Below are 24,365 nucleotides of genomic sequence, written 5' to 3'. Positions count from 1 at the left end.
CGGTGGACTCAAAGGGTTGCGAAGGCCGCAACCGGGCTGGCCAGCAGGCCGACGCCCGCCAGGATCAAGGCCAGCCTTGGCCGATACGGCAGCAGCAACACCAGCAGCAACCCACTGAGCATCAGCACCGCGCACCACTCCACCAGGCCCTGGCTCCAACCGGTTGCGCGCACCGCCGGCCAGATCGACACGACCAACAGCAGCCAGCCACCAACGCGCAAACCCAGGCGCCGACGGGGTGAGGGTTTACTGCGCAGCAGTTCGCCATGGTGCCGGTCCATGGACAGGCACAACGCGGTAAACCCTGCGTAACACAGCAGCAGCGCCAGGAGCATTCAGTTCACCTCGCCCTTGAGGGTCAACGGCCGGGCGCGTTCGGCCTTGGGTTGAGGGACGCGGCGGTGCTGCATTTTCCACGCAGCCCAGGCGAGGAACACGCCGCTGCCCAGGCACGTCAGGTCGAAGCCCGCCATGGCCCAATCGCCGTTGGCCAGGGACATTCCCAAATGCTGGGACGTGGTCAGCGCATTGAGCACCGGTACGCCAATAAACAGCAGCGCGCCCACGCTCAATTGCTCAACCCAGCCGCGGCGCCCCTGGCGGACAATCGCATGCACAACGCTCAAGCCCCAGGCAATAAAGAAGGCTTGGACTTCCCAGTCCGAGCGCCCGGCAAAGCTGGCCGGTAACAGGCGATTGGCCCAGAAGAAGGAGGCGATGGCGATCATCAAGCCGGACATGCTGGCGATGTTCAGCACTTCCACCAGCCGCAGTTCAAAGGGCATCACACCGGTTTTGGCGTGCTTGAGCTGGCGCTTGCCCAGCCACATCACCAGGCCGGTGCCGATCATTGCGGTGCCCGCCAGGCCGCAGATGAAGTACAGCCAGCGCAATACCGGGCCGGCGAAGTGGCCCATGTGCAAACCGTAGAAGCTGCCACCAATTGCCGCCGGCAGCGACTGCTCACCGCTGACCCGCAGCAGCTCGCCGGTAGTGCCGTTGAATGAGACGGTGCTGCCAAAGTCGTGCACCACTCGATCCGACCCGGCGCGGAATACATTGACCGAGGCGTTCACATCGCTTGGATTATTCACCACCAGCCGTCCGACATGCCCGCCCGACCACTGCTCGCGCGCCTGCTGGTACATCGGCCCCAGCGGCAACAGCTTCCCGGGTTGGCCAAGGGCTGGCGCGTTGTCTGTGGCCGGGAACACATCATTGAAAAACGCACGTGTGTCATTGCCGTAAGAGGCGAGGATGCTCGCCGGCATCACCATGCTCATGAAAATCACCAGGCTGCTGTAGGTGATCATCAGGTGGAACGGCAACACCAGCACGCCCACGGCGTTGTGCCCGTCAAGCCAGGAGCGCTGGCCCTTGCGCGGGCGGAAGGTGAAGAAGTCCTTGAAGATTTTCTTGTGGGTGATGATCCCGGTGATCAGCGCCACGAACATCACCATCGCGGCGATGGTCGACAGCCAGCGGCCCCACGGATAGGGCATTTGCAGCTGGAAGTGGAAGCGATAGAAGAATTCGCCGCCCATGCTTTCCCGGGCGTGGACCGGCTGGCCGCTGACGGGATCGAGGAGTTTCTCGACGAAATTGCCGCGCTTGCCCGGGTCAACCTTGTCTTGCCACATCACCGAAAGGCCGGGTTCACGGGGGCTCGGCACGTTGATAAACCAGCGCGCGGCGTTGGGTGCCTGTTGCTGCAAATAGGCTTGGGCGACGGCCAGGCTACGGGCGTCGTCGACGGGATGCGCCTGCACTTCGGGCTGCATCCAGTGGGTAATTTCGTCCTTGAAATAGGACAAGGTGCCCGTCAGGAAAATCGCAAACAGCAGCCAGCCGAAGATCAGCCCAGCCCAGGTGTGCAACCAGGCCATGGCCTGGCGGAAGCCCTCTTTCATGTGCGTGTCATCCAGTACGTCAACCCGGCAAATGTGGCCAGCATCGCGCTGGGCAACAACACGCCAAACCAGGCCCGCCAGGCGGTACGGCAGGCGAAACACCAGATCACCGCCAACAGATAGAACACAAACGAACTCAGCATGCCGCTGATCACCGCATCGGCGCGACTGGTGGGCAGCCACAAGGTCATGCACACGCTGGCCAGGGACGCCAGCAAGTAACCGCCGACCACAGCCGCCAGCACCCGCGAAGTCACGGCAAGACGGTAGGAAACGGGAAGTGATGTTTTGCGTTTCATGCACAGGGCGCCAGGTTCGTCAGCACGCAATATTAATGATAAAGGTTCTCATAAGCAAAAGAGAACGCATCACTGGTAATTGCCGAACCCGCCTACGCGCCCTACAATGCGAACAATTCTTGTTCTCTAAAGCATGCCCATGCTTGCGGAGTGTGCGCGTTGCAGCCGTCCAACACCGTCGAAGTGCTGTACCACGACCATCACCACTGGCTCACCGGCTGGTTGCGTCGCAAGCTCGGCTGCCCGGAAAGTGCCGCCGACCTGGCCCAGGACACCTTCGTTCGCGTGCTCACCGCACGGGAAACCCCGGCGCTGATCGAACCCCGCGCCTTTCTTACCACCATCGCCAAGCGCGTGCTGTTCAACCATTACCGCCGCCAGGACCTGGAGCGCGCCTACCTCGACGCCCTGGCGCAGATGCCCGAACACGTGGCGCCGTCGGAAGAAGAGCGGGCGATCATCCTGCAAACCCTGATGGAGCTGGACCAGTTGCTGGATGGCTTGGCGCCCCTGGTTAAACGTGCGTTCCTGCTGGCCCAGCTCGACGGCCTGACCTACGCGCAAATCGGCGCGGAACTGGGGATCTCCATCGCCACGGTCAAGCGTCACCTGCATAAAGCGGCGATGCGCTGCTACTTCGCCCTATGAGTTTCTCAACGCAAGTCGCCGAACAAGCGGTGCACTGGCTGATGGAAATGCAGCAGGGCCCGCTCAACCCGCGCAAACAGGCGGCCTGGCAACACTGGCTGGACGCCCACAGCGAACACCAGCGGGCCTGGGAGCACATCCAGCGAGTGAACCAGCGGCTGCGCGGGATGCCATCACCGTTGGCCCACGCCGCCTTGAATGCACCGAAATCCAACAGTCGCCGCCAGGCCCTGAAGTTGTTGCTGATACTCGGCGCCGGGTCGGCAGCGGCCTGGGGTTTGCGCCAGCAACATATCCTGCCGCCGTTGAGTGCCGACTACCGCAGCCCCATCGGCCAGCGACGCAAATTCCAGCTGGCAGATGGCAGCCAGCTGCAGCTCAACACCGGCAGTGCCGTGGATGTGCATTTTGAGGGTCAGCAACGCTTGATCCGCCTGCTCGAAGGCGAAATCCAGCTGACCGCCAACACCGGCAACAGCCCGCTGCGGATCGTCACCGCCCAGGGCTTGCTCAGCGCCCAGGCGGCACGGCTCAACGTACGGCAGTTCAATGATCACACGCAGTTGGCGGTGTTTGACGGGCACGTTGACGTGATGCCCAACACCTATAGCGGTTTGCCGCTGACCGTCGAAAAAGCCCATCAGGTCAATTTCACCCGCAAAGGCTGGGACACCGCCCGCCCCACCGACGCCGGCAGCGGTGCCTGGGCCGACGGCATGCTGGTGGCGGCCCACATGCGCCTGGAAGATTTTCTCGCCGAGCTGAGCCGTTATCGCCGTGGTCAGCTCAACTGCGACCCGCAAGTGGCCAACCTGCTGATTTCCGGCAGCTACCCGCTGGACGACAGCGAGCGAATCCTGGACCTGCTGCAAGTCAGCCTGCCGGTCAAGGTTCGGCGGTTTACCCGCTATTGGGTGACCGTCGAAGCCCGCGCCTGAATTATTTTCAAAAACCGTGAGCCGTTTTCCGCACCTCGCGTGACAGAGAAGGAAAGCCACCTTGACCCTTCCTTCTCAGGACCGCACTTCATGCCCCAGCAATCGACTCGCCTGACGCCCCTCGCCCGCACCCTGCGCCACTTGTTGCTGGGGGCCAGCCTCAGTTTCAGCGCCGTGCCCTACGTGATGGCGGCCGATGCCAAACCCTATCGCATCGCCCCTACGTCACTTGAAGCGGCGTTGAACCAGTTTGGCCGTGAAGCCGGCGTGCTGATTTCGTTTGGCTCCGATGTGACCGCCGGCGTGCAAAGCCACGGCCTGTCGGGCAACTACACCGCTGAAGAAGGCTTGAATGCGTTGCTTAAAGGCACCGGCCTGCAAGCCCGCGCCGAGGGCAACAACGCCTTCAGCCTGCAACCGGCGAATGCTCCGGCCACCCTCGAATTGGGCACTTCCAACGTGGTCGGCGACTGGCTGGGGGACGCGGCGCAAACCAACGTCTTCGAACACCCGGGCGCCCGGGACGTAATCCGTCGCGAAGAATTCGAACGCCAGGGCGCCACCCAGGCTCGCGATGTGCTCAACCGCATTCCCGGGGTCAACGCTCCGGAAAACAACGGCACCGGCAGCCACGACATGGCGCTGAACTTCGGCATTCGCGGGCTCAACCCACGCCTGGCCTCGCGCTCCACGGTCTTGATGGACGGCATCCCGGTGCCGTTCGCGCCGTATGGCCAGCCGCAGTTGTCGTTCGCGCCCATCAGCATGGGCAACATGGATGCCGTGGACGTGGTACGCGGCGGCGGCGCCGTGCGTTATGGCCCGCAGAACGTCGGCGGTATCGTCAACTTCGTCACCCGCGCGATTCCCGACGCGCCGACGGTGAAAGGCGGCCTGCAAACCGAAACCAGCCCGTCCTCCAGCCACGATGGCTTCAAGACCACCGGCAACCTGCTGGCAGGCGGCACCGCAGATAACGGCCTTGGCGGCGCGATCCTGTATTCCGGCACCCGGGGCGGTGACTGGCGCGAAAACAGCGACACCCGTATCGACGACCTGATCCTCAAGGGCAAATACCAGCTGGACGACGCCAACAGCTTCAACGCCATGGCGCAGTACTACGAAGGCAAGGCCGATATGCCCGGCGGTTTGAGCACCGCGGCCTACAAGGCCGACCCGTATCAATCCACCCGCCCCTACGACCAGTTCTGGGGTCGCCGCACGATGTTCAACGCCGGTTACCGCTACCAGGAAGATCGCCGGGAATTCACCGTCAACAGCTTCTTCACCACCACGCTGCGCAGCGGTTACCTGGACCAGGGCAACTTCCTCTCTCTGTCGCCTCGCGAGTACTGGGTGCGCGGCCTGGAGACCCGTTTCGCCCAAGGCTTCGACCTCGGCCCCACCAGCCACGAAGTGGGCGTAGGCTATCGCTACATCAACGAAGCCGGCCACGAAATGCGCTACCGCACGCCAATTACCGCCAACCAGCAACTGCCCACCACCGACAGCCGCAACGACCGCGACACCCGGGGCAGCACCGAAGCCAATGCGTTATTCGTCGATGACCGGATTGATATCGGCAAATGGACCATCACTCCAGGCATCCGCTACGAGATGATCGAGTCCCAGCAGACCAACAACCTCAGCAACGTCAAATACAAGGGTGACTACAACACCGCCCTGCCGGCGTTGAACGTGCTCTACCACCTGACGGACGACTGGAACCTCTATGCCAACACCGAAGGGTCGTTCGGCAGCGTGCAGTACAGCCAGATGCCCAACCGCGTGACCAGTGGCGAAGTGAAGCCGGAAAAAGCCCGCACCTGGGAACTCGGTACCCGTTACGACAATGGCACCCTGCGGGCCGAAATTGGCGCGTTCCTGATCAACTTCGACAACCAGTACGACAGCAACCAGACCAACGACACGGTGATTGCCCGTGGCGAAACCCGTCACCAGGGCATCGAGTCCAGCATCAACTATGCCCTCGACGGCTTGAGCCCGGCGCTCGCCGGTTTTGATGTGTACGCCACTTACGCCTACGTCGACGCCACCATCCGCGAAGACGGGCCGAACAAAGGCAACCGCGTGCCCTTCTCCTCCAAGCACAAGGGCACCCTGGGCGTGGGTTACACCGAAGGTCGCTGGAAGTTGAATGTGGACAGCAGCTACCAGAGCAGCCAGTTCGCCGACAACGCCAACACTGAAGCGCAAAGCGCCGATGGCAGCACCGGACGCATCCCCGGCTACATGCTGTTCAGCAGCCGCGCGGCGTATGACTTTGGCCCGCAGCTGTCGGATTTGAACGTGGCGGTGGGTGTGAAAAACATCTTCAACAAGCAGTACTACACCCGCTCGTTTGACGATAACAACAAGGGCAAATACGTGGGCGAGCCGCGCACGCTGTATGTGCAGACGTCCATCGCGTTCTAAAAATCAGCGAGGCTGCGACGGAATCACCGGGCTGCGACTGCCAGACCGCAGAGCCTGCATCGCAGCCTCGCTAAACATCGTACTGGAGCAAGTACAGCCAACTGTCCACCGACAAGTGAACGCGTTAATCCGGAAGTTCCCGGTTCAGACCGTATGAATTCCAGCATAGGCTCTCGAACCCACGCAATGAATCAACATTCGGCCAGCCCAAAATTGACAGGGCGCCTCTGCACAAGCGTTCGCCACGAATCAAGCGTCGTCCAATCGATACCTTTGTCCAGTTCAAATCGATAGACAGGTTCGCGATTCAATAGATGCGGCGTGATGGCCTGCTCTACATCGGCTGTAAATCCCCACGGAACCGTATCCAAGTCCTGCAGTAGGCTCGCTAATACGTACTGATCAAGACTATCGCCGAAGCGCGCGACCAAAAAATGTTTCGCGCGACGAAATCGAACTCCGGTGCCAACCAGTTGCTCAGCCAACGGCGATGCACCAATACTCGCCACAGCAATATCCGGGGCGTGTCGCACGATCATGGCCGACATTTGAGATAGTGTTAGCGACTTCACCAACACGAGTTGCCGGAGGTCATCCACCAGGTCCGAGCGCTTGAACAGGCAAGCTGCGATCAGGTCATCGCCGACAGTAAAAACGTTCCGTGCGGCGAGTTTTGAAAGCGCCTTGTGCGGCCATTGGGCTGCCAGGAAAAGAGTGGCCTGCCGCAGTAACTCATAGCGTTCGTACCACCGCCCATTGTCCTGGGACTCCACATTCAGCCAGCTTGAGTATCTGTCGATCACGCCCCAGCAATAATCGAACCTTCTGCTCTGACAGCGTAAGAGAAGCCCACGAACGACCCGGCTCTGCGCTATGGCTGCGAGCGTCGACGACATGGGCAGTGCGTGCAGGGCTACGTACTGCGACGTGTCGTCAAGCATCGCTCGATGACGTATTAGCGTGGTAAAAATCGCCTTCCATTGCAACCCGTCGAAATTTTCAACGAAGGCGTCGATAGCTTCGTTGGGCACATACGAAAAATCGTAAGAGGCGTCGAATAGAAAACGCGTAGCGACCACAAAGTGCCAGAGATGCTCGTAATCCCAGGTGATTGAACCTGGCGCGTTCAGGCGGATGAACAATGTCCAGGTCCCTAACACGTGCTCGCGTCGGGTCGTCAGTGTTGGGAACATCCAAGCGCGCAATTGATCGAGGAATATCTCAAAGGCCAAGATCCGTGCGATTTCGCCTTCAGAACAATCAGGCGGCTCCGTCCACTCAACTGAAATCTGCTGCGGCGTGAACACGTAGCTCGCTTTGTGCGTTCCCATCGGAATCTGGATTTCGAGCAACGCTCGCTCAAAGCGCAGAACCTTGGTCGAGCGACTACTGAACGTCGAGCAGAAGTGCTCGATAGCTTGGACGCGTCGTGGTAGCTCCCGCGTACCAAGCCGCAATCCTGCTAAAGAGAACTGGTGGAGGAGATTGTGTAGAACATGCGGGTTCTCGTACCGCTGTGCGGCCTCGCAGGAAACCGCAATGGCGTCAAATTCGAACTGCCAGTTACGGTCCTGTATTTCGAACGACTCAGGTATCGCCTCATCCCTCCACTGAAGCAGCCAGAGTTGAAAACGCTGAAGCACAGCAGCGTCGCGCTCAGACAACGATCCGATACTCAGAAGTTCGATCCAGCATTGCATCACGTTGAGATAGCAGTGGTAACTACCAGTAGTGTCACCCTCCTCCACCACGCGTCCGAGCAGACCTTTCAATGAGGCGTCATAAGTTTCGACGAGCGATCCTCCGATCTGCTCTGCGATATTTTCCAGGCCAGCCTCCTGCAGTGCTAGCCGGAGAGTCCGATAGACATCGCTGAGTTGCCGAGCACGCATTGCCATCACATCGCTACCCGACGCAATGCCTCTAAACAAAGCGACTGACTGCCGGAATGCATCCAATGGTTCAAAGATGGCAGGGCTTTCGAGAGCTCGCCTCATAAGCCGAGCTTCACTGGTGATCGGCAACTCCAAAGAACGGATGGACACCATCGCTTCTACAGACAAGCCTCCTTCAAGAAATCGCGCCACTGCGTCGAGGTACGAGACGGCGTCGTCCGTTACATATATTGGCAAGCGTGCGCACTCCATCCTGACGAAGGACACGCTTTCAAGAATCATCACGGCGTTGTAACGCCCAAGGTTGGTCAGTTGCATGGCGGCTGAATCAAGCAGGCGGCGCATCGTTCGCGGCACAACCCAGGATGTCGCCGCCTCACAGTCGAGCAGTGCAATGACGATTTGAAGGTCACCCCATGTGATCAACGCTCGTGTCATCGGCGACAACGCGAACAATGTGCGCAGTTCGCGCTGCGGCGCTTCCTTAAGCGCATTGACAGCACGTTTGTAAGTTTTCGAAAAATCACTGAGTGCACAGCATTCGCCGGCATAGCCAGGGTTCTTGGACCGCCAGATCGCCGCGAGCAGAGAAGGTGACTCAACTACGCCATCGGCACGCTGCATCCACCTCTCAGGCATCGGCTGCTCACTACGCTCCAACAAGTGCGCCTTGACTTCTTGTGCCACCGGCAGCTGACGCAAGTGAGAAAGAACATTTACGCAACCTTGCGTCAGCTCACCGCCAGGTGTGAGAACCTCACGGGTAAAAACAAAAGCGCAGTCGTCGGGCAACACCAACTCCCGGCGAAATTCAGTCTGAACTGCTCGCAGCATCGCAGAGTCGCCAAGAATGCAGGCGCCGCGATCAAAGACAACGCAGTCTGCTCCGGCGGGCATGCGTCGAGTATCCATCCTGACGCAGGTAATTCTCTGCTGGCGAAACATGATACCGGCGTGCTCCTGCGCACTGCCTTCGTCCACCATCACCACCGCCACCTCGGCCTGCTCCCCTGCGCTCAACGCAAGATACAGACGCCAGGCGCTCATAAGATTCAATGCCACCAGTGCGCGACCCGAGGATTGTGCGCCAAGCATTAACAGGCTTGCTTGCACGACATCGTAGTGGCCGATCAACGCTTCACGGCATTCATTGGTCAACACATAACGATCTCGAAACGCGTCATCAAGATACGCTGGCCGCGCCTGTAACAAGTGCAGTCGTCGCACCGTGGTCTCGCGCAGATAGCGCCCGCGCCATAACCTGACGTCAGAGCCAGCCGGGCGCAGAGCCAAGGCCGTCGCTAGCGAACCGGTATTCTGAGCGCTGGCGAAACCGAAACCTATCGTATGCGCGACATTCATCAGCTGTGCGTTTCTCGGCATCACGGTGGTCACGGACACGAAACCAAGTGTCGTCTCAAGGCCCCATTCGCAATCAATCGCCACAAAGTCAAACGTCTGCATCAGCTCTTCACATACCGCCTCCATGTGATCAAGGACCGTGGTTTCCAGATACGGCGAATGATTGTGATCAACATCATGGGAGACACCAATCTTCAACAATGGCTGCACAAAACATGAAATTGCCTCGACATGATCGTCACGCCCCGAGAGTGCGAGCTGGCGTCGCGCATGCTCGGTCGAACCACTCATGGCCACTGCGGCGATGCACTGCAGCAACTCCCTTGGTTCGGCACATATCAGGCTCTCATAGCCGCCGGCATTGATCTGATCCGCCAGATCCTCGTTCCCCGCACTACGCACGATCCATGGCGCGGGGCCACAAACGTCCTGCACGTTTCGCATCAGCTGAGGAAAAGCTGCCTCCAGCGCCGCGGCGTAAATCGATACCGCATCATCCGACTGTTCCAGGTTTCCCGGCACTACGGTCGGCAACGGGGCTATCGGAAAGATGGGCAACACAAGACTTCCCAGGGACTCAATGTTCCGAATGTGCAGTAGTCGATCCACCTTAGGTCCGTAGAGCTGTTCTTCGTCTGTATTCATGGTTTAACACTCAAGATCTGAGACTGAAGTGGTGCAGCACGGAGATGAGTCAGCGCGTGAGACGCCAACCTGACTACAAGTTCCGTACCGGCGCACCTTCAATGGGCCGTAAATCTTCATTCTGAGTCGCCAAGGAATCCGCCGCTCTGGTAAGCCCACAACCTCGCATAAAGACCTCCTAGGACGAGCAGCGCCGAATGGTCGCCCTGTTCGATAACTTTCCCTTCGTCAAGCACGATCAAACGGTCCATCGCCGCGATGGTGGACAGTCTGTGCGCGATTGCGATCACGGTCTTGCCTTCCATTAGTCGATAAAGACTTTGCTGAATGGCGGCTTCAACTTCGGAATCAAGTGCACTCGTCGCCTCGTCGAGCAGCAGGATCGGTGCGTCCTTCAGCATCACACGAGCAATGGCGATACGCTGACGCTGTCCTCCCGACAGCTTGACGCCACGCTCGCCCACACGCGCCTCGTAACCATTGCCCTTGCCCGCACCCCCAAGGCTTTGGATAAAAGTGTGTGCCTCTGCACGCCGGGCCGCCGCCTCGATCTGGGCTGGCGTCGCATCAGGTTTCCCGTAGGAAATATTGTCAGCTACTGATCGATGCAGCAGCGAGATGTCTTGCGTGACCATACCGATTTGGCTGCGCAACGAATCCTGCGTAGCACCTGCAATGTTCTGCCCATCGATCAGAATACGACCGGACTCCAGATCATGGAAACGCAGGAGTAAGTTCAACAGCGTCGACTTGCCAGCCCCCGAACGCCCGACGAGCCCAACCTTTTCACCAGGCCTGATCGTGAGGTCCAGATCGTTGATAACACGGCGACCGGTTTCAGCGTAGCGGAAGCTCACTCGTTCGAAGCGTACCTCGCCACGCGTTACTGCTAACTCGACGGCGTCAGGCGCCTCGATAATAGAAGGTGGAGTCGACAGCGTCTTCATACCATCCTGAACGATGCCGACATTCTCAAATAGGCTGGCCACCTCCCACATAAGCCATTGCGACATACCCTGCAGCCTCAACGCCATAGCCGTGCATGCTGCAACGGCGCCGACACCTACCGCACCTTGAGACCACAACCACAACGCAGTACCCGTCGTGCCAATCGTGAGCCCGATACTCAGTAGATGGTTGACGATTTCAAAGGAGCTCACTAGCCGCATCTCGCCATAGCCTGTACGCCTGAATTCGTGCATAGCTTGGCGCGCGACCCCTGCCTCGCGCTGCGTATGTGAGAACAGTTTGACAGTGGCGATGTTGGTGTATGCGTCGGTCAACCGTCCCGTCAACAGTGCACGCGCGTCGGCCAGCGCCTTGCCGAACGCACCAAGACGAGGTACGAAATAGAACAGCGCCGCGACGTAGAGAATGAGCCAACTCACAAAGGGCCATATCAATTGCGCGTCGAGCACGCCAGCCAGGATGACCATTGTTGTTACGTATACGCCCATAGTGACCATGACGTCGGCCAGTACGAAAATAGTTTCACGCACTGCAACCGAGGTTTGCATCACCTTGGCCGTGATACGACCCGCGAACTCATCCTGATAGAAAGCCAAACTCTGCCCCAGCATCAGCCTGTGGAAATTCCACCGCAGCCGCATGGGCAAGTTCACGGTGAGGGTTTGATGCTTGACGATCGTTTGCAGCGCAACAACGGCTATGCTGGTCACCATCACGGCGACCAACCATAGCAACGTCTCACCCCTTTCGGCCCAGAGACGCGACGGCTCCTGGTCGCTGAGCCAGTCGACTATGCGTCCAAACATGGCAATCAGCATTACTTCCAAGGCCGACATTATCGTCGTGAGTATCGCCATGGCTGCGATCTTGCCGCGTACGTCCTGAGTACACGCCCAAAGAAAGGCGATGAAGCTCCCAGGCACGGGTAATGGATCGTTGGAAGGGAACGGGTGGAGCAGCTTTTCAAAAAATCCGAGCAAAATATAGCCTCCCCGCGATTGATGCCACACGTCTTAGGGAATTCAACGCAATGCCAAACCATGCCAAGACAATACGATAAAGCACCGTAGGCATTTCCCCTTAAACACGCCGATTGTTAATCAACTTGGCTACCTTTTCGAAAGCGGCGGCTACATGCTCCATGACACTCACATCGGCCAACAGCATGCGATGCGGCAGCGCGATGCAGGACCTGGAAAACGCTTGCGCGACAGGCAATTGATAGCGGGACGGATCGACTGCATGGGTGAATGCCTTACTGAGTTCGAACCGGCTTCGTGATGATGGGTTGTATAGACAACTGTTGTTCAGGGCGCTATACATTGTCTTGCAAGGCAACCGGATTTCCGCAGACAACGCCGCAGCGAACCGTTCAGCACCCTGCGTCTCAACAATCGTCTGTGGCAGCCGCACCACGTAGGTATAGTGCGCCCGCTCCGTTGTAAGAGCAGCGGTAGCTTGAGGCAGGAAACCAAGAGCAATCAGAAAACTATCAAGAACAGCGGCATTACGCCGCCTATGCGCCAGTTGCTCTTCCAAGACCTCCAACTGCGCCATCAAAATCGCAGCATGAAACTCCGAAAGACAATGGTTGCTACCCATTATTTCCGAGGTCTCAATCAGTGCCATCTCGTCTATTTCAGGCGGCTGCTCAGAGAGCGTTCGACCGTCAGCACGCAGATGCGCTACGCGGCGAGCGAGCGCTTCGTTGTTCGTAATTACAGCTCCACCCTCGCCGCTCGTCAGTAGCTTGCTGTGCTGCATAGAAAAGGTGCCTGCTGCGCCGAAGCAACCAACATGGCACCCCGCGTACCGAGCGCCATGTGCCTGGGCACAATCTTCTATCAAGGGAATAGAGTGCGCCTGGGCGATCGCCAACAAGCGATCCAGGTTAGCGACCGCCGACCCCAAATGAACCACCGTGATAGCTCGTGTACGCGATGTGATTGCGCGCTCAACCGCTTCTGGATCAAGGCAGCCTGTCTCTGGCTCTACGTCGGTCAGGACGGGAATAGCATTAACCCCGAGCACCGCAGACGCTGATGCAACCCAGCTCACGCCTGGCACGATGACCTCGTCGTAGGCCCCGACATCGCACGCTTCCAAGGCCATGCTCAAACTGGCCGTGCCTGTCGCAGACGGCACGCAATACCCTGCGCCCGTGTAAACAGCGAACGCCTCTGCGAAACGCTCTTCCCAAGACCGTTCCCCCCGGTATTGACCACTGATGGACCATCGGTGGCTATCTAGTACGGCATTGATATTCCGTCTGATCTTCTCATTGCTCTGAGGCCAATTGGGCCAATTTCCATCGTGGACCGTAGTCCCGCCATAAATTGCCAGCTTTTCCAACATGGATGCCTCCGTCAATCAGGGTAAATTTGGCCGTTCCATGACACCCATGAAGTCGGGCCAGCGGTTTTTCCAGATCAATTTTTACAGGTGCGGACTCAATTCAAGCGGCGCCATAGGCGCTCCGCATATTGTTCGGTGGCTGTGCTGACACGGCCGGCATGTAGCAGCATCTCAGAGACGGTGGAAGCACTGGTCTGAGATCGATAGCCCCACATGTCCTCGCATTTGCGCTGCACCACAACGTCGATATCGGCTGTCATCGCGGGTACCAGACCTTGAACGGTAAGCTGTCTTTCGAGTTCAAGTAGCGGGAAACTCGAACTGTAGGGAACGTCTTCGTAGTAAAGGACTTCGATGTGATGCAGCGCATCTGCGGCAACTCGCACGATCTGATGATCGACATGCCCGCCAATACCGCACGGAGCAATCACGACCTGAGGTTCCCAACGCGCAACTGCGTTACGGATCAAGTTCACTACCTGGTCAGTCCTGGAATCCTCATTGGCGGCGATGCTAAGTTCCGCCGCGGTGTCATACCCCATCACAAAGCTGTCTGGATACGACAGGAGGTCGTAAGCGATTCGTCGTCGCGCGCAATACGCACGGTCCTCCCGCTCGCGCTCTGCCGATACTGCATCTGGGGTGTTCTCGCACGATGCCTGCGGCAGTGCCCATCCGCTGTAGCCAAAGATTGTCATGAGACGCAGATTCGCTCGCATGGAAAGCCGTGCAACGATACCTCCAATGGAGTAAGCAACATCGTCGGCGTGGGGTGATAGAAGCAAGATGCGCTTGCCCATCATCGACTCAAGGGATAACAAGCTCATTGCTCCTCCTTGATCCAGCGAATTGCTTCCTCAACAGGAACGACATCGCTGGCTCCGTCGATCATGCGAAAGGCTGCCTCAAAGCGCCGCTGTGGAGTGATCGACGCGCAATTGTGTTTCCCAACCTGTTGCGAAGTTGCAGTAAGTCCTTTCTCGAAACGTTCGAGTAATTCGTCAAGTACATCGCCGGTTGCAAGCGATACGGCTTGGTTGTCCCCTTCGTATAGAAGTAGACCCGCGATGGCGCAATTCATGTACAGAGTCTGTTCCAGTGCCTCGGTGGCACCCACGATTTGGAGGAGAGGACCAGCGCCGTATATCTCAACTGGCAGTTCACTGCGGCGCACGATATTACGCATTTGCGCAGCGAGCGTAGCTCCACATCGGACCAGTCGCTGGTAACCGTCGTGGCTGTCCATATAGTCCAGTGTGGCCAACGCCGCTACGATCGGGATCGTGTCGAAATAGGCGGTGTAGGTAAATTCCTTCGCCGCAGCCATTACGTCGGATCGGCCCACCAAGCATGACAGTCGGTAGCCATTCGCCAATCCTTTGGCGAAGATGTATAGATCTGCATGGAACCCGGTTATCCCTGGAAATTTAGAGGCTCGCTCCGAGCGATAACCTTGCTTCACGTCATCGCAGCACAGCAGTATCCCCTCACGTCGAGCGATCTGCGTTAGCCGACGAAGTGTATCCGGCTGCAAGTGGACGTAGTCGGGTGACAAGATCACCAGGGCCGTTTGTCCGCGATGGCGTTCAAGTATCCGCTCCAGCAGTTCCGGCACAAAGTAGAAGTCAATGACTCCGTTCGAATTGGCCTCCAGCAAGTAATCACTGCGGGCCCAGTAATCGCCCCATCCGTGATAACCCGCACTCGCTATTACGTATCGGCCGGTGAATTGCCGCGCGACCTGAACAGCGGCCCGGCACGCTTCAGTCCCGGTACTGAAGAAGGCAAGTCGTGCTTCGCTCATTCCCACGTCATCGATGATTCGGTTTGTGAGCGTCTCATGCAGGTCACTCCAACACGTCGCTGATGCTCCGGCGCTGTCTAAATGACGAATAATCGCGGAGTTCACTGTGGGATGGTGATGTCCAAGCGTAACGCTGCCTTTACCATTCATTAGATCGATATATTGCTTACCGTCCGAAAGCGTCACCATGGCGCCCATGGAACTAACGGCGCGCAACCGAGGCTGTGCGGTGTAGATGTTGGTAATGATGTGGTGAGGTCTGTCCATGTTATTTCCATGAAGATGTTTTGATCTCCGCCAACTCGGAAGTCGTGCAGATCAATTGATGGAGATCTTCGCAGAGGGTGATGCGTCCACGTTCGCTGGGTATTCGCACGCTGCGAATCCTGGACTCGCCGATCATCAACGCTGCTAACGATAAGCTCTCCCGGACGCTCGACCAGGGGAGACCGCACAATGATGCGAGCTGCCCAGCTGCTTCGATCGGTAAGCGATTTTCGAGAATGAAAGCTGCTACCTCCAGCTCTAAGAAGCTAACGTCACCCCAGTTCGCTTCCTGCTGAAAACGATGGAGCCTTCCGTGTTGGTCAAGCTGCCAATGCCAACTTCCAATCCCGTAACGCAGAGACGAACGGAACGTCTTTCCCACCCGCCCCGGCCAGGGGGCCGGCGCCAGAAGAAAGGCGCTCAGTGGCACAGATATCTCATGCAGAGGATCGCTGCCACAGCGCTCTCGCATGGTATTTGCCATGGCCGACCAGCGCGGCTCAAGCGCCATGAGCACGGGACTTCGATATGTACAGGCAGTGGCTTGCAGTGCTGGGACAGTCAGACAGTTCACCGCTTGAAGCAGTAAGTCGGATCGTTTCAGCTGACTTGCGCTACGAAACTGCTCCTGAAATGAACACGTGGCCCCGATGTCGATCGTGATGGCATAACCGTCTACTAGCCACGCTGCATCCATGGCTCCCATCTTTTGCATGCGCTCGAACTCTGCACGACCGAACACGGCCTCACCGATGAAACGCAGGTGCAACAAGACATCACCATCAGGCCCGAGGACTTCTATCGGTGTCTTGCGCGGATTCACCAAGCGCCTATGCCCGTTCAGAACCCGTGAGTCGTTCCAAGGAAGCCAGGCGCGACTGTATCCGTAACGCACCTCTCCTTGCGGGCACCGCACGCGCAATTTCGCGTGGACAGGGAGCGGCGGTATACCCGCAGTGTCCCGCAGCCGTGCGATGAAATCAGGATGTTCATCGGGTAGCAGGCATTCCCAAAGCCGGGGGACGCGCGCGCCGCGCATCACAGACACCACTGGCTGTGCCTGCGCAGGGTGCGCCGCATGCCGCTGCCAAAGCTTTCCGAGGCTCGACAACCATAAATCGACATCGGGCCCGCGCAACGGCGCAGCTACACTCTCCATGGTATGCCCGGTATCTGGCTGATCGTCCACGACTACGATCACGGGAGAAAATCGGCGCTTCAGCCAAGTCTGAGCGACTTCCAAGCCATCAACCACGGCACATTCTTTCTGCGGTCGCACCGTACACCAATGCACATCAGCGACGCCCAATCCGGTCAATACGGCCTTCCAGATCGGTGCAAGATAGGCTCCACCGGTGCGTACACCGACAATCAGGAATGCTCGATCAAGGCCCACCTGCGCGATCAAGCGGTCAACGTCACCGATAATTAACCCGAGCTCTGCGAGGTCATAGCCGCAACACTCCGGCGTCGGTAGATGAAGCACTTTGCCCAGCAAATCGAGCGATGTGATTGCAGGGAGTGCGACACTCACAGATGTGAGGCGTTCGATTTCTTCGGGCGCATCCGATATCCGCCCCAGCATCGCCTGCGCGGCGTAATCAGCTTTGCACTCAGCGCCACGAAGTTGCTCTTCGAGTTGCGCTGTCGTGGTATCGCCAAGCACACCGTGAAGTTTTCCGACATTCAGCAGGTCGGCCCAGAATTGCACGCTGGCGCAAGCCACCAGGTACCGGTCCAGAGTGGTTGATGTAGCCGCATTACATAGGCGATCCAGTACTTGCACTATATCGATGCGTATTAGTTCAGCATCGGTTGGTGAGGCATACGGGTCGACAAGAAATTCGTTCATAGTTAACGCAACCTGCGGACGCGTCGGCGCGAAATACTGATGGGAATAGAAATCGGTGGGCCTGCCAATAACCCGTGCATGGAACATGCTCTCGTCACTGGTGACGCTCCTCAACGAAGATATTCCTCACCCCCGTTAAGCAATCCTCAATGCAAGACTGAATGAGCGAGGAATCGACCAGTATCAAGGGTTTGCCAATCGGTCCCGCCGGAACTCCTATGCTGTCAAGAAGGATCATTACAACTTGGTCAGGGCGAGTGCATACATACCCTCGTTTGTTGTCCGTGCGCAGCAGTGCCATCACCGCGGCGACAGTAACCCCAGCAGGCAACATAACTGCAAGTCCATTTAGCTCGAGTAATTGATGATGAACACTTCGATCCGCCTCACTCAGACGTCCTAAACGAAGGGAAACTTCAGCAGCCACTATCATTCCAAGACCAACAGCTTCTCCATGTGGTATTCGACCCTGCGCCGCAAGCTCAATTGCGTGGCCGACTGTGTGACCATACTCGAACACAAGAGCTTCTTTCCTCTCGCATTTATCAGCCTTCATCAGCTTTTGCTTCGCGAGCAAACCCGCCTCAACCACAGCCATAAATTCCGCATTGGAATAATTAGCGCCCCTATTCAATATATGTTCGAGCAGCGGAATAGTTTCAGTTGCCACGGTCAAAGCATTTTTGATGATTTCATACATCCCCGATCGGATTTGCGCGGCCGGTAGTGTCTGCAGAAAATTTAGGTCAATCAGAGTCGCTGTAGGCGTATGAAAGCATCCAAGCAGATTTTTACCCAATGAAACATTCACTGCCTGCTTGAGCGAAGCGACAGAATCCGCCGCCGCAATTAATGTGGTCGGTACATGTACGAAGCGAATGCCGCGAAATAATAGCGCCGCAATCAATCCCGCCAGATTTCCGACCACCCCACCCCCCACAGCGACAATGACGCCGCTCCGGTCAATGCCAGCCTGTACCATTTTGCTGGCAAGATGCTCTACGACTCTCAAGGACTTGCTTGATTCGCCGCTATCAACGACCCAGAGACTGACAGCTGCGTGAGCAGAAAGCTGCTCGTACAATGAGCCCGCGTGCAACTGGCTGACTGTTCTATCGGTAATCACGTGATAACTCGACGCGCCGAGTTCATGCAGACTGGATATGATTTCATCCAGGCAGCAAACGCCAATCCATGCCGGATAGCACTCATTTTCAAATTGCAGTTGCACGTTACGCATAACCCCTCTCCATTAAGGCCATTCGTGTCAGCACGCTATTAGCAACGTTGCGTTTATCTCTACCGAGACACCCAATTTTCAAAGGGGCACCGACTACGACCCTCTTTCTTCATAAATATCTGAACCAGAGGAACACGTCACATAACATCACACAACCCAAATAACGCTTTAAATATGGATACACTCACGACCAACGCTCCGTCAACAACCAGGCACACCTCACACATCAAAAATAACCTTACAGGAAGACACTTACAAAGTCCTAGGACGGATACCACATAACTTTCCCATAAAATATTAATACACGCCAAAACCAATAGTTTTCTATTGGACTTCTCACTCAGGCTAGCTAATGTATATGACATGACGCGATCTATCATAGGATAGCCGCCCATCAATCACACGTAGTGAAGTGCTAGAAATTCGTCATGAATCACCGAAACAAATTGCGAACAAACTCAGTCGATAGAGCCGGAAAGATGCTAAGCACTCTTTCATCGCACGCCTCAACGCAAGCGTTAATAGAGGACGTTTTATAACAATGACTTCTTCATTAGAGCAGTACGCAGAGGGCAGCCCACTTGGCCCATCCCATACGCATGGGTTGCAATCAGCCCTCCTGTACGATGATCCTTTCGACGTCATCGTCATTGGTAGTGGGGCCGCAGGCGCGGTTTGCTGCAGACACGTTCGTTCGATCTGGACTTCGTACCCTCTTGCTGGAGGAGGGTGCGAGACTCAAAGCCAGCGCAAATAATACGGAGGTTGACGCGCAGGCCGAGCGCGCATTGGCTGGTAATTGCGAGCATGGATGGAACCGGCAGGGATGGCCATGGAGCACGCGCAATCTTGGTGGTGGCACGCTCTTCTACGGCGGAGCGTCGTTTCGGTATACCGAATTCGATTTTGATCCCAGCGAACGCATTCGTGTTGAGGGCTTACCAGTGAAATGGCCCATTGACGCTTGTGACCTCGCTCCTTTTTACACAGAAATAGAGTCGACTTTTTCCATCGACTACGCTGGGTTCGAATGCGGACGAAGGCAGCCTCCAAATACTTTAAGCCTGCCTGCTGAACATCTTTGGGAGGGCGCACTCCGTCTCGGCCTATCCCCCCGCCCGACGCCCCTAGCGATCGATCGCAGCCGGTGCGACCACTGCTCGTTATGTATCTCGGCACAGTGCACGCGCGGTGCCAAGCGCGATGTGGTGAGCACACTGCTAGGCCCCTTGGCCAATAGGCCAAACCTGCTGCTGTTGACCGGCGTAAAAGCCATGGCACTGACGCAGGAACAGGGTACTAACGTCAACTCGGTGCGTTGCATGGACACCGGAACTGGACAGGTTCGTTCAGTCCGTGGACACCGTTTTGTACTCGCCTGCAACGCAATTCAAACAGCAGCGCTACTGCTGCGCTCGATTACACGTTATGCGCCAAGGGGGCTTGGCAACGAGCACGATATGGTCGGTCGGGGGCTCTGCATGAAACTCAGCGAGTATTCACAAGGCATAGTGCCTACAAACCGGCAACTAATCGATGTTCACCCAATAGGTTATCGGGGCCCGTTTTCGGCGGTTTGCACACTTGAGCATTATCTGGACGAGCGCTGTCCGACAGGAGTCGGGGGACTGATCTACGAAGCAAAACACGACGACTGGAGCCTTCTACAGGGCGATGGTTTGGTGTTGCGCCTGGAAACGATTCTTGCCGACCATCCGTCTCTCGGGAATAGGATCCGACTCTCTAATAGTACGGACTCATGGGGCTTTCCACGGCTGATGATCGACTACACCACACATCCAAAGGATCTCACACGTCTGGCTTACATGGTGGAGCGATCAGCAGACTGGCTCAAGGCCGCTGGCGCGCGGAACATTCAATGTGAAGCCTCGAACTTCGCTCTGGGCAGCACGCACCTTCACGGTACCTGCCGAGCAGGGGAAGATGCGCGAACATCCGTAGTGGATCGCGATGGCAAGCTTCATTCGCTGGAGAATGTCTACGTTGCGGACGGTAGCTACATGCCCTATCCCGGGGGCGTGAATCCCACTCTGACGATCCAGGCCAATGCTTTGAGAATTTCTCGCCTGATCGCCCGCAATGCAACGGGTCATGCGAGCGCCTCGCTGGCGCCTCAGCATTTTGCCAAATGAAGGTCAATCACAATATGGCTAAACTCATGACTCCCCATTTCATTCGTCAACTCGTCATTCATACGATCTGCAACGTTACCGGCGCGCCAGTTAAAAAGGTTACAGCCCTCGACAAGGTTGAATTGAATACGCGCGACTGGGAGCAGGTCTTCACTCGGCTGGAAGCAACGCTCGACATCCAGATCGGAATGTTGACCTCGATTGAGCGAGGATTCTCTATCGAAGCGTTGACGCATGCGCTTCACGCCAAGCTCGCAGACAGCATCGTCCCCTGAACGATACGCGATCCAACCATCCTGAGTCCTGGCGCGCGGATCGACCTCGCCCGCCTTTGCACTCTCGAACCGCTTGTTCCTGATGTATTCAGCAAAGGCGTGATTCATATGAAAGTCTTGAAACTGACACCTTTTTTCCATCACCCGGATGTTGACTCATGGCCAGCACAGTACGACTCGGTCGGTGGCATGCAAATTCAAACTTGGCGACAAGCAGTTTGGCTCGCAGAGAAAGGCATCCATCAACATGTCATGACCATCGGTTTCCCTGGACTGCCCAAACTGAGACAACTGCATCCACTTTTATGGGTAGAGCGCATGCTGTTACCCATGCCGCAGCTACGGTCAGAATTCAGCGGCTTGATAGGGCTGACACAGTCGTGGGCTCTAGCAACACTGTGTGCGCTGGCCCAAAAAAGGCGTAAGCATGATTTCGATATCATTCATGCGCACCTCGACGGACAAATTCCGGCGCTGCTGGTCGCCTGCCTAGCGCCTCGATTGCTACAACGCCCTTTGATCCTGACAGTGCACTGCTCTCGACTCGCGGTCTACACGCCGCATTCATGGCTGGACATGCTTCAGCACAGTCTGGCTCGATGGTTGGAACGCAAAGCCGTGGACACTGCTTTTTCGGTAGTTGCTTTGACCCAACGAACCGCCTCCCTGCTCGCACCTAATGCTCGTAATATCGAGATCGTTCCCGACGTCGTCGATACCACTCAATTTATGCCGCCCCGGCCAGAAGACCTGATTGAGTTCCGCAAACGTCATAACCTGCGTCGGCAAACAGTAGGCTTTGTTGGCCGCATCGCGAAAGAAAAGGGATGGCAGCATCTCATCCCACTCGCTCAGGCGCTTCGCGAGCAAGAGTGCGAGCTATTGATCGTCGGCGACGGGACACAGAGCGACCGGCTGCGGCGCGCTATTAACAAGGCCGGACTGCATGACTGGGTGACCATCACAGGCTTCATCCCCAATCATAAAGTGCCTGTGGCGATAGCGGCCTGCCGCCTGATCGTTATGCCGTCAATGTATGAGGAGTTTGGCGGAGCCAGCATTGAGGCGCTGGCGACCGGCGTCCCGGTGGTTGCGTTTGCTGTTGGCGGCCTTTCGGACATTCTGCGTGGCATTACCCCGGACCTACTGATCGCACCGGAAGATACAAGTGCGCTAATAGCAAAAGTCAGAGCGGTGCTGACTGGACAACTCGCGCAAAGTATCGATCCAGCCCGGTTGCGCGCCTACGTTGAGCAACGTTATGCCCCATCTTCAATGGGCGCCCGAATCCTGAATCTGTACCGATTGACACGACAAACCACGGAGGATTCTCAATGTCGCTGATACATCTTCCCAACACCGTTTCAGCCTCAAAAGTGGTGCAGTGCCTACGCGAGCATGGCTACGCCATTATTGACAAACTCGTACCCGGCACTGCTATGGATCGCATAGCAGAAGAACTCGAACCTTATACATCGGTAACACCCTTCGGCCCCGACAGCATTCTCGGAAGACGCACCAAACGCACAGGCGGCCTCATTGCGCGATCTGTTGAGGTACGTGAGTTGATCCTCAATCCTACTATTATCGAAACGGCCCGGCGCTTTCTCTCTCACGCTACGACGTTTCAGATCCATTGCACTCAGATCGTGTCTATTCATCCGGGTGCGAAAGCCCAGACGCTGCATCAAGACGAAGTAGCCTGGGACATGTTCCCATTTCCCAACGACTACCATGTGCAATTCAATACGCTATGGGCCATGACCGACTACTCCGAGAAGATGGGCGCCACACGCATCATTCCCGGTAGTCATAGAGCGGGACGCAGCGTCGAATTTGAAATCGAGGCCAGTTTCCCTGCGGAGATGGAAAAGGGATCAGTGCTGGTCTATGACGGAAAGGTCTACCACGGCGGCGGCGCAAACTGTTCCGACCAGGTCAGGTCGGCTATCAACCTGACTTATGCGCTAGGCTGGCTGCGGCAGGAGGAGAACCAGTTTTTGTCCTGTCCACTGGAAATTGCCCGTACTCTGCCCGACGAATTGCTGCGTCTTATGGGCTATCAGTGCGGCGCGTTTGCCTTGGGATACGTCTATGGGTTCGAGGATCCAATGACGGTGTTGGGACGGGGTGAGCCTGGCAAACTCGTGGGCGCGGAGTTGGTGTTGAACGCCGAGCAAAATCAGGATCGCAGGTCTTTCCTGCGGGAAGCAAAATTCGATTGAGCAACATTGGGGCTGCGATAGAGGTGCTTAGTTGGACCTGGATACAATTATCTATTCAACCACTGGAGCATCTACGTCAACACCGCAGGCTCGTTCGACAACAATAAAGGCAAATACGTCGGCGAGCCGCGCACGCTGTATGTGCAGACGTCCATCGCGTTCTGATCAACTGCCCGCCAGGCACGAAGGTGTGCCGGCCACCAACGCGTCGATGGCGCATCGGGTCTTGGCCGGCATGTGCGTCGCCGTGGGCCAGATGACATGGATCGGCATCGGTTGCTCGCGGTGGCCCGGCAGCACCGCCTGCAATTGCCCGCGCAACACGTAGTGGGCGATCAGCCAACTGGGCAACCAGGCCAGGCCGACCCCGGCGATGGCGGCATCGGCCACGGCCTGCAGGTCATCGAGGATCAACGGCGAGGCGACTCGCTCGCGGTGCGGGGCATTGCTGCGATAGGCAATGCCTCGATGCCCGGCCAGGTCCGCGATGGATTCGATTCGACCGGTGCGCTGCAGGTACGCGGGCGATGCCGCCAGGGCAATCGCCTGCTCGCCGAGGCGACGTGCACTCAAGCGGTCGGTGTCGGGCAATGCGCCAATGCGCACCGCCAGGTCGAAGCCTTCCTGGGCCAGGTCGATCAATCGGTCTGAGAAGGAAATCTCGATTTCCAGTTGCGGAAAATGGTCCATCAGCCCCCACAACGCCGGCGCCGCATAGTGGTGACCGAACGCCAAAGGCAAGCTGGCCCTTAACCGTCCACGAGGCTGCTGGCGGCCACTTTCCAGCACGGATTCGGCGGCTTCCAACTCCGCCAGCGCGCGCAGGCAATGCTCGTAATAGGCCTGCCCGTCCTCGGTCAAACGCTGGCGCCGGGTGGAGCGTTGCAACAACGACGTCCCCAGCCGCGCTTCCAGACGCGCCAAGCCTTTACCCACCGCCGAGCGCGTGAGGTTCAACCGTTCGGCGGCCTCGGTCAGATTGCCGCTTTCGACGATCTGCAAAAACAGTTCAACACCATCAAAACGCGGAGTGGCCATGGTCGTTTGTCGCCCTAAATTCCCTTATTGCAGGAAGAAGTATCGCTAATAAAG

At 57.3% G+C, this 24,365-nt stretch carries 18 protein-coding genes; 7 read left to right on the top strand and 11 right to left on the bottom strand.

Features of this window, described 5'->3' with window-relative positions; genetic code table 11:
* Positions 1 to 8: 8 nt before the first annotated feature.
* Genes NVB75_RS25100 through NVB75_RS25090 form a run of 3 tightly spaced genes read right to left on the bottom strand, consistent with a single transcriptional unit; the run spans position 9 to position 2,209 of the window.
* Positions 9 to 335, bottom strand: a complete 327-nt coding sequence (locus NVB75_RS25100) for a DUF3325 domain-containing protein (RefSeq protein ID WP_258343807.1) — start codon at positions 333 to 335, stop codon at positions 9 to 11.
* Complete coding sequence (locus tag NVB75_RS25095; protein ID WP_258343806.1) at positions 336 to 1,910, bottom strand: PepSY domain-containing protein; 1,575 nt, start codon at positions 1,908 to 1,910, stop codon at positions 336 to 338. It abuts the gene before it with no gap.
* Positions 1,907 to 2,209, bottom strand: a complete 303-nt coding sequence (locus NVB75_RS25090; protein ID WP_076017620.1) for a DUF3649 domain-containing protein — start codon at positions 2,207 to 2,209, stop codon at positions 1,907 to 1,909. Before NVB75_RS25090 ends, NVB75_RS25095 begins: the two co-directional genes overlap by 4 nt.
* Positions 2,210 to 2,368: 159 nt before the next feature.
* Here NVB75_RS25090 and NVB75_RS25085 point away from each other — a divergent pair, with 159 nt between their 5' ends.
* The 3 genes from NVB75_RS25085 (at position 2,369) to fecA (ending at position 6,231) form a co-directional block, all read left to right on the top strand.
* The gene (locus NVB75_RS25085) at positions 2,369 to 2,857 is read left to right on the top strand and encodes a sigma-70 family RNA polymerase sigma factor (RefSeq protein WP_134325775.1); all 489 of its coding nucleotides are present in this window, start codon (positions 2,369 to 2,371) and stop codon (positions 2,855 to 2,857) included.
* Positions 2,854 to 3,795, top strand: coding sequence for a FecR domain-containing protein (locus NVB75_RS25080; RefSeq protein WP_258343804.1), 942 nt, complete (start codon positions 2,854 to 2,856; stop codon positions 3,793 to 3,795). The genes NVB75_RS25085 and NVB75_RS25080 overlap by 4 nt, the downstream gene beginning before the upstream one ends.
* Positions 3,796 to 3,885: 90 nt before the next feature.
* Positions 3,886 to 6,231 carry a TonB-dependent Fe(3+) dicitrate receptor FecA gene (gene fecA / locus NVB75_RS25075; RefSeq protein ID WP_258343803.1) on the top strand — a complete coding sequence of 782 codons (2,346 nt, stop codon included), beginning with the start codon at positions 3,886 to 3,888 and terminating at the stop codon, positions 6,229 to 6,231.
* Positions 6,232 to 6,422: 191 nt separating this feature from the next.
* On the opposite strand, the gene NVB75_RS25070 is transcribed toward fecA, so the two are convergent.
* The 7 genes from NVB75_RS25070 to NVB75_RS25040 all read right to left on the bottom strand — a co-directional run bounded on the left by NVB75_RS25070 (position 6,423) and on the right by NVB75_RS25040 (position 18,620).
* The gene (locus NVB75_RS25070; protein ID WP_258343802.1) at positions 6,423 to 10,133 is read right to left on the bottom strand and encodes a hypothetical protein; all 3,711 of its coding nucleotides are present in this window, start codon (positions 10,131 to 10,133) and stop codon (positions 6,423 to 6,425) included.
* 116 nt (positions 10,134 to 10,249) lie between these two features.
* Entirely contained in the window at positions 10,250 to 12,082 is a 1,833-nt protein-coding gene (locus NVB75_RS25065) for an ABC transporter ATP-binding protein (RefSeq protein ID WP_258343801.1), read from the bottom strand.
* Positions 12,083 to 12,182: 100 nt separating this feature from the next.
* Positions 12,183 to 13,457, bottom strand: a complete 1,275-nt coding sequence (locus tag NVB75_RS25060) for a DegT/DnrJ/EryC1/StrS family aminotransferase (protein ID WP_258343800.1) — start codon at positions 13,455 to 13,457, stop codon at positions 12,183 to 12,185.
* Between the two features lie 95 nt (positions 13,458 to 13,552).
* Complete coding sequence (locus NVB75_RS25055) at positions 13,553 to 14,284, bottom strand: PIG-L deacetylase family protein (protein ID WP_258343799.1); 732 nt, start codon at positions 14,282 to 14,284, stop codon at positions 13,553 to 13,555.
* Positions 14,281 to 15,528: an aminotransferase class III-fold pyridoxal phosphate-dependent enzyme gene (locus tag NVB75_RS25050; protein WP_258343798.1), complete on the bottom strand. Its 1,248-nt coding sequence runs from the start codon at positions 15,526 to 15,528 to the stop codon at positions 14,281 to 14,283. Before NVB75_RS25050 ends, NVB75_RS25055 begins: the two co-directional genes overlap by 4 nt.
* 1 nt (position 15,529) lies before the next feature.
* Entirely contained in the window at positions 15,530 to 17,380 is a 1,851-nt protein-coding gene (locus tag NVB75_RS25045) for a hypothetical protein (protein WP_258343797.1), read from the bottom strand.
* 94 nt (positions 17,381 to 17,474) lie between these two features.
* The gene (locus NVB75_RS25040; RefSeq protein WP_258343796.1) at positions 17,475 to 18,620 is read right to left on the bottom strand and encodes a 2-deoxy-scyllo-inosose synthase; all 1,146 of its coding nucleotides are present in this window, start codon (positions 18,618 to 18,620) and stop codon (positions 17,475 to 17,477) included.
* A 599-nt stretch (positions 18,621 to 19,219) separates the two neighbouring features.
* Here NVB75_RS25040 and NVB75_RS25035 point away from each other — a divergent pair.
* The 4 genes from NVB75_RS25035 (at position 19,220) to NVB75_RS25020 (ending at position 23,273) form a co-directional block, all read left to right on the top strand.
* Positions 19,220 to 20,773 (top strand): GMC family oxidoreductase, encoded by a 1,554-nt coding sequence (locus tag NVB75_RS25035; protein WP_309149022.1) that lies wholly within the window; start codon positions 19,220 to 19,222, stop codon positions 20,771 to 20,773.
* A complete protein-coding gene (locus tag NVB75_RS33490) occupies positions 20,770 to 21,048 on the top strand; it encodes a DUF6137 domain-containing protein (protein ID WP_375378885.1) in 279 nt (92 codons plus the stop codon). Before NVB75_RS25035 ends, NVB75_RS33490 begins: the two co-directional genes overlap by 4 nt.
* Positions 21,049 to 21,156: 108 nt before the next feature.
* Positions 21,157 to 22,392 (top strand): glycosyltransferase, encoded by a 1,236-nt coding sequence (locus NVB75_RS25025; RefSeq protein ID WP_258343794.1) that lies wholly within the window; start codon positions 21,157 to 21,159, stop codon positions 22,390 to 22,392.
* Positions 22,383 to 23,273: a phytanoyl-CoA dioxygenase family protein gene (locus NVB75_RS25020; protein WP_258343793.1), complete on the top strand. Its 891-nt coding sequence runs from the start codon at positions 22,383 to 22,385 to the stop codon at positions 23,271 to 23,273. Before NVB75_RS25025 ends, NVB75_RS25020 begins: the two co-directional genes overlap by 10 nt.
* Before the next feature lie 165 nt (positions 23,274 to 23,438).
* Here NVB75_RS25020 and NVB75_RS25015 read toward each other — a convergent pair whose 3' ends face one another.
* On the bottom strand, positions 23,439 to 24,311 hold the full coding sequence (locus NVB75_RS25015; RefSeq protein ID WP_177055533.1) for a LysR family transcriptional regulator: 873 nt from the start codon (positions 24,309 to 24,311) through the stop codon (positions 23,439 to 23,441).
* Between the last annotated feature and the right edge of the window lie 54 nt (positions 24,312 to 24,365).

Origin of the sequence: Pseudomonas sp. CBS (assembly GCF_024734645.1) — a bacterium.
In the GTDB taxonomy this organism is placed as follows: Bacteria; Pseudomonadota; Gammaproteobacteria; order Pseudomonadales; family Pseudomonadaceae; genus Aquipseudomonas.
This window is presented reverse-complemented; position numbering and strand designations above follow the sequence as displayed.

Excerpts from the sequence above, each read along its gene's own strand:
- NVB75_RS25100 (WP_258343807.1), bottom strand. The coding sequence starts at position 335 with ATGCTCCTGGCGCTGCTGCTGTGTTACGCAGGGTTTACCGCGTTGTGC.
- NVB75_RS25095 (WP_258343806.1), bottom strand. The coding sequence starts at position 1,910 with ATGAAAGAGGGCTTCCGCCAGGCCATGGCCTGGTTGCACACCTGGGCT.
- NVB75_RS25090 (WP_076017620.1), bottom strand. The coding sequence starts at position 2,209 with ATGAAACGCAAAACATCACTTCCCGTTTCCTACCGTCTTGCCGTGACT.
- NVB75_RS25080 (WP_258343804.1), top strand. The coding sequence starts at position 2,854 with ATGAGTTTCTCAACGCAAGTCGCCGAACAAGCGGTGCACTGGCTGATG.
- fecA (WP_258343803.1), top strand. The coding sequence starts at position 3,886 with ATGCCCCAGCAATCGACTCGCCTGACGCCCCTCGCCCGCACCCTGCGC.
- NVB75_RS25070 (WP_258343802.1), bottom strand. The coding sequence starts at position 10,133 with ATGAATACAGACGAAGAACAGCTCTACGGACCTAAGGTGGATCGACTA.
- NVB75_RS25060 (WP_258343800.1), bottom strand. The coding sequence starts at position 13,457 with ATGTTGGAAAAGCTGGCAATTTATGGCGGGACTACGGTCCACGATGGA.
- NVB75_RS25055 (WP_258343799.1), bottom strand. The coding sequence starts at position 14,284 with ATGAGCTTGTTATCCCTTGAGTCGATGATGGGCAAGCGCATCTTGCTT.
- NVB75_RS25050 (WP_258343798.1), bottom strand. The coding sequence starts at position 15,528 with ATGGACAGACCTCACCACATCATTACCAACATCTACACCGCACAGCCT.
- NVB75_RS25045 (WP_258343797.1), bottom strand. The coding sequence starts at position 17,380 with ATGAACGAATTTCTTGTCGACCCGTATGCCTCACCAACCGATGCTGAA.
- NVB75_RS25040 (WP_258343796.1), bottom strand. The coding sequence starts at position 18,620 with ATGCGTAACGTGCAACTGCAATTTGAAAATGAGTGCTATCCGGCATGG.
- NVB75_RS25035 (WP_309149022.1), top strand. The coding sequence starts at position 19,220 with ATGGGTTGCAATCAGCCCTCCTGTACGATGATCCTTTCGACGTCATCG.
- NVB75_RS33490 (WP_375378885.1), top strand. The coding sequence starts at position 20,770 with ATGAAGGTCAATCACAATATGGCTAAACTCATGACTCCCCATTTCATT.
- NVB75_RS25025 (WP_258343794.1), top strand. The coding sequence starts at position 21,157 with ATGAAAGTCTTGAAACTGACACCTTTTTTCCATCACCCGGATGTTGAC.
- NVB75_RS25020 (WP_258343793.1), top strand. The coding sequence starts at position 22,383 with ATGTCGCTGATACATCTTCCCAACACCGTTTCAGCCTCAAAAGTGGTG.
- NVB75_RS25015 (WP_177055533.1), bottom strand. The coding sequence starts at position 24,311 with ATGGCCACTCCGCGTTTTGATGGTGTTGAACTGTTTTTGCAGATCGTC.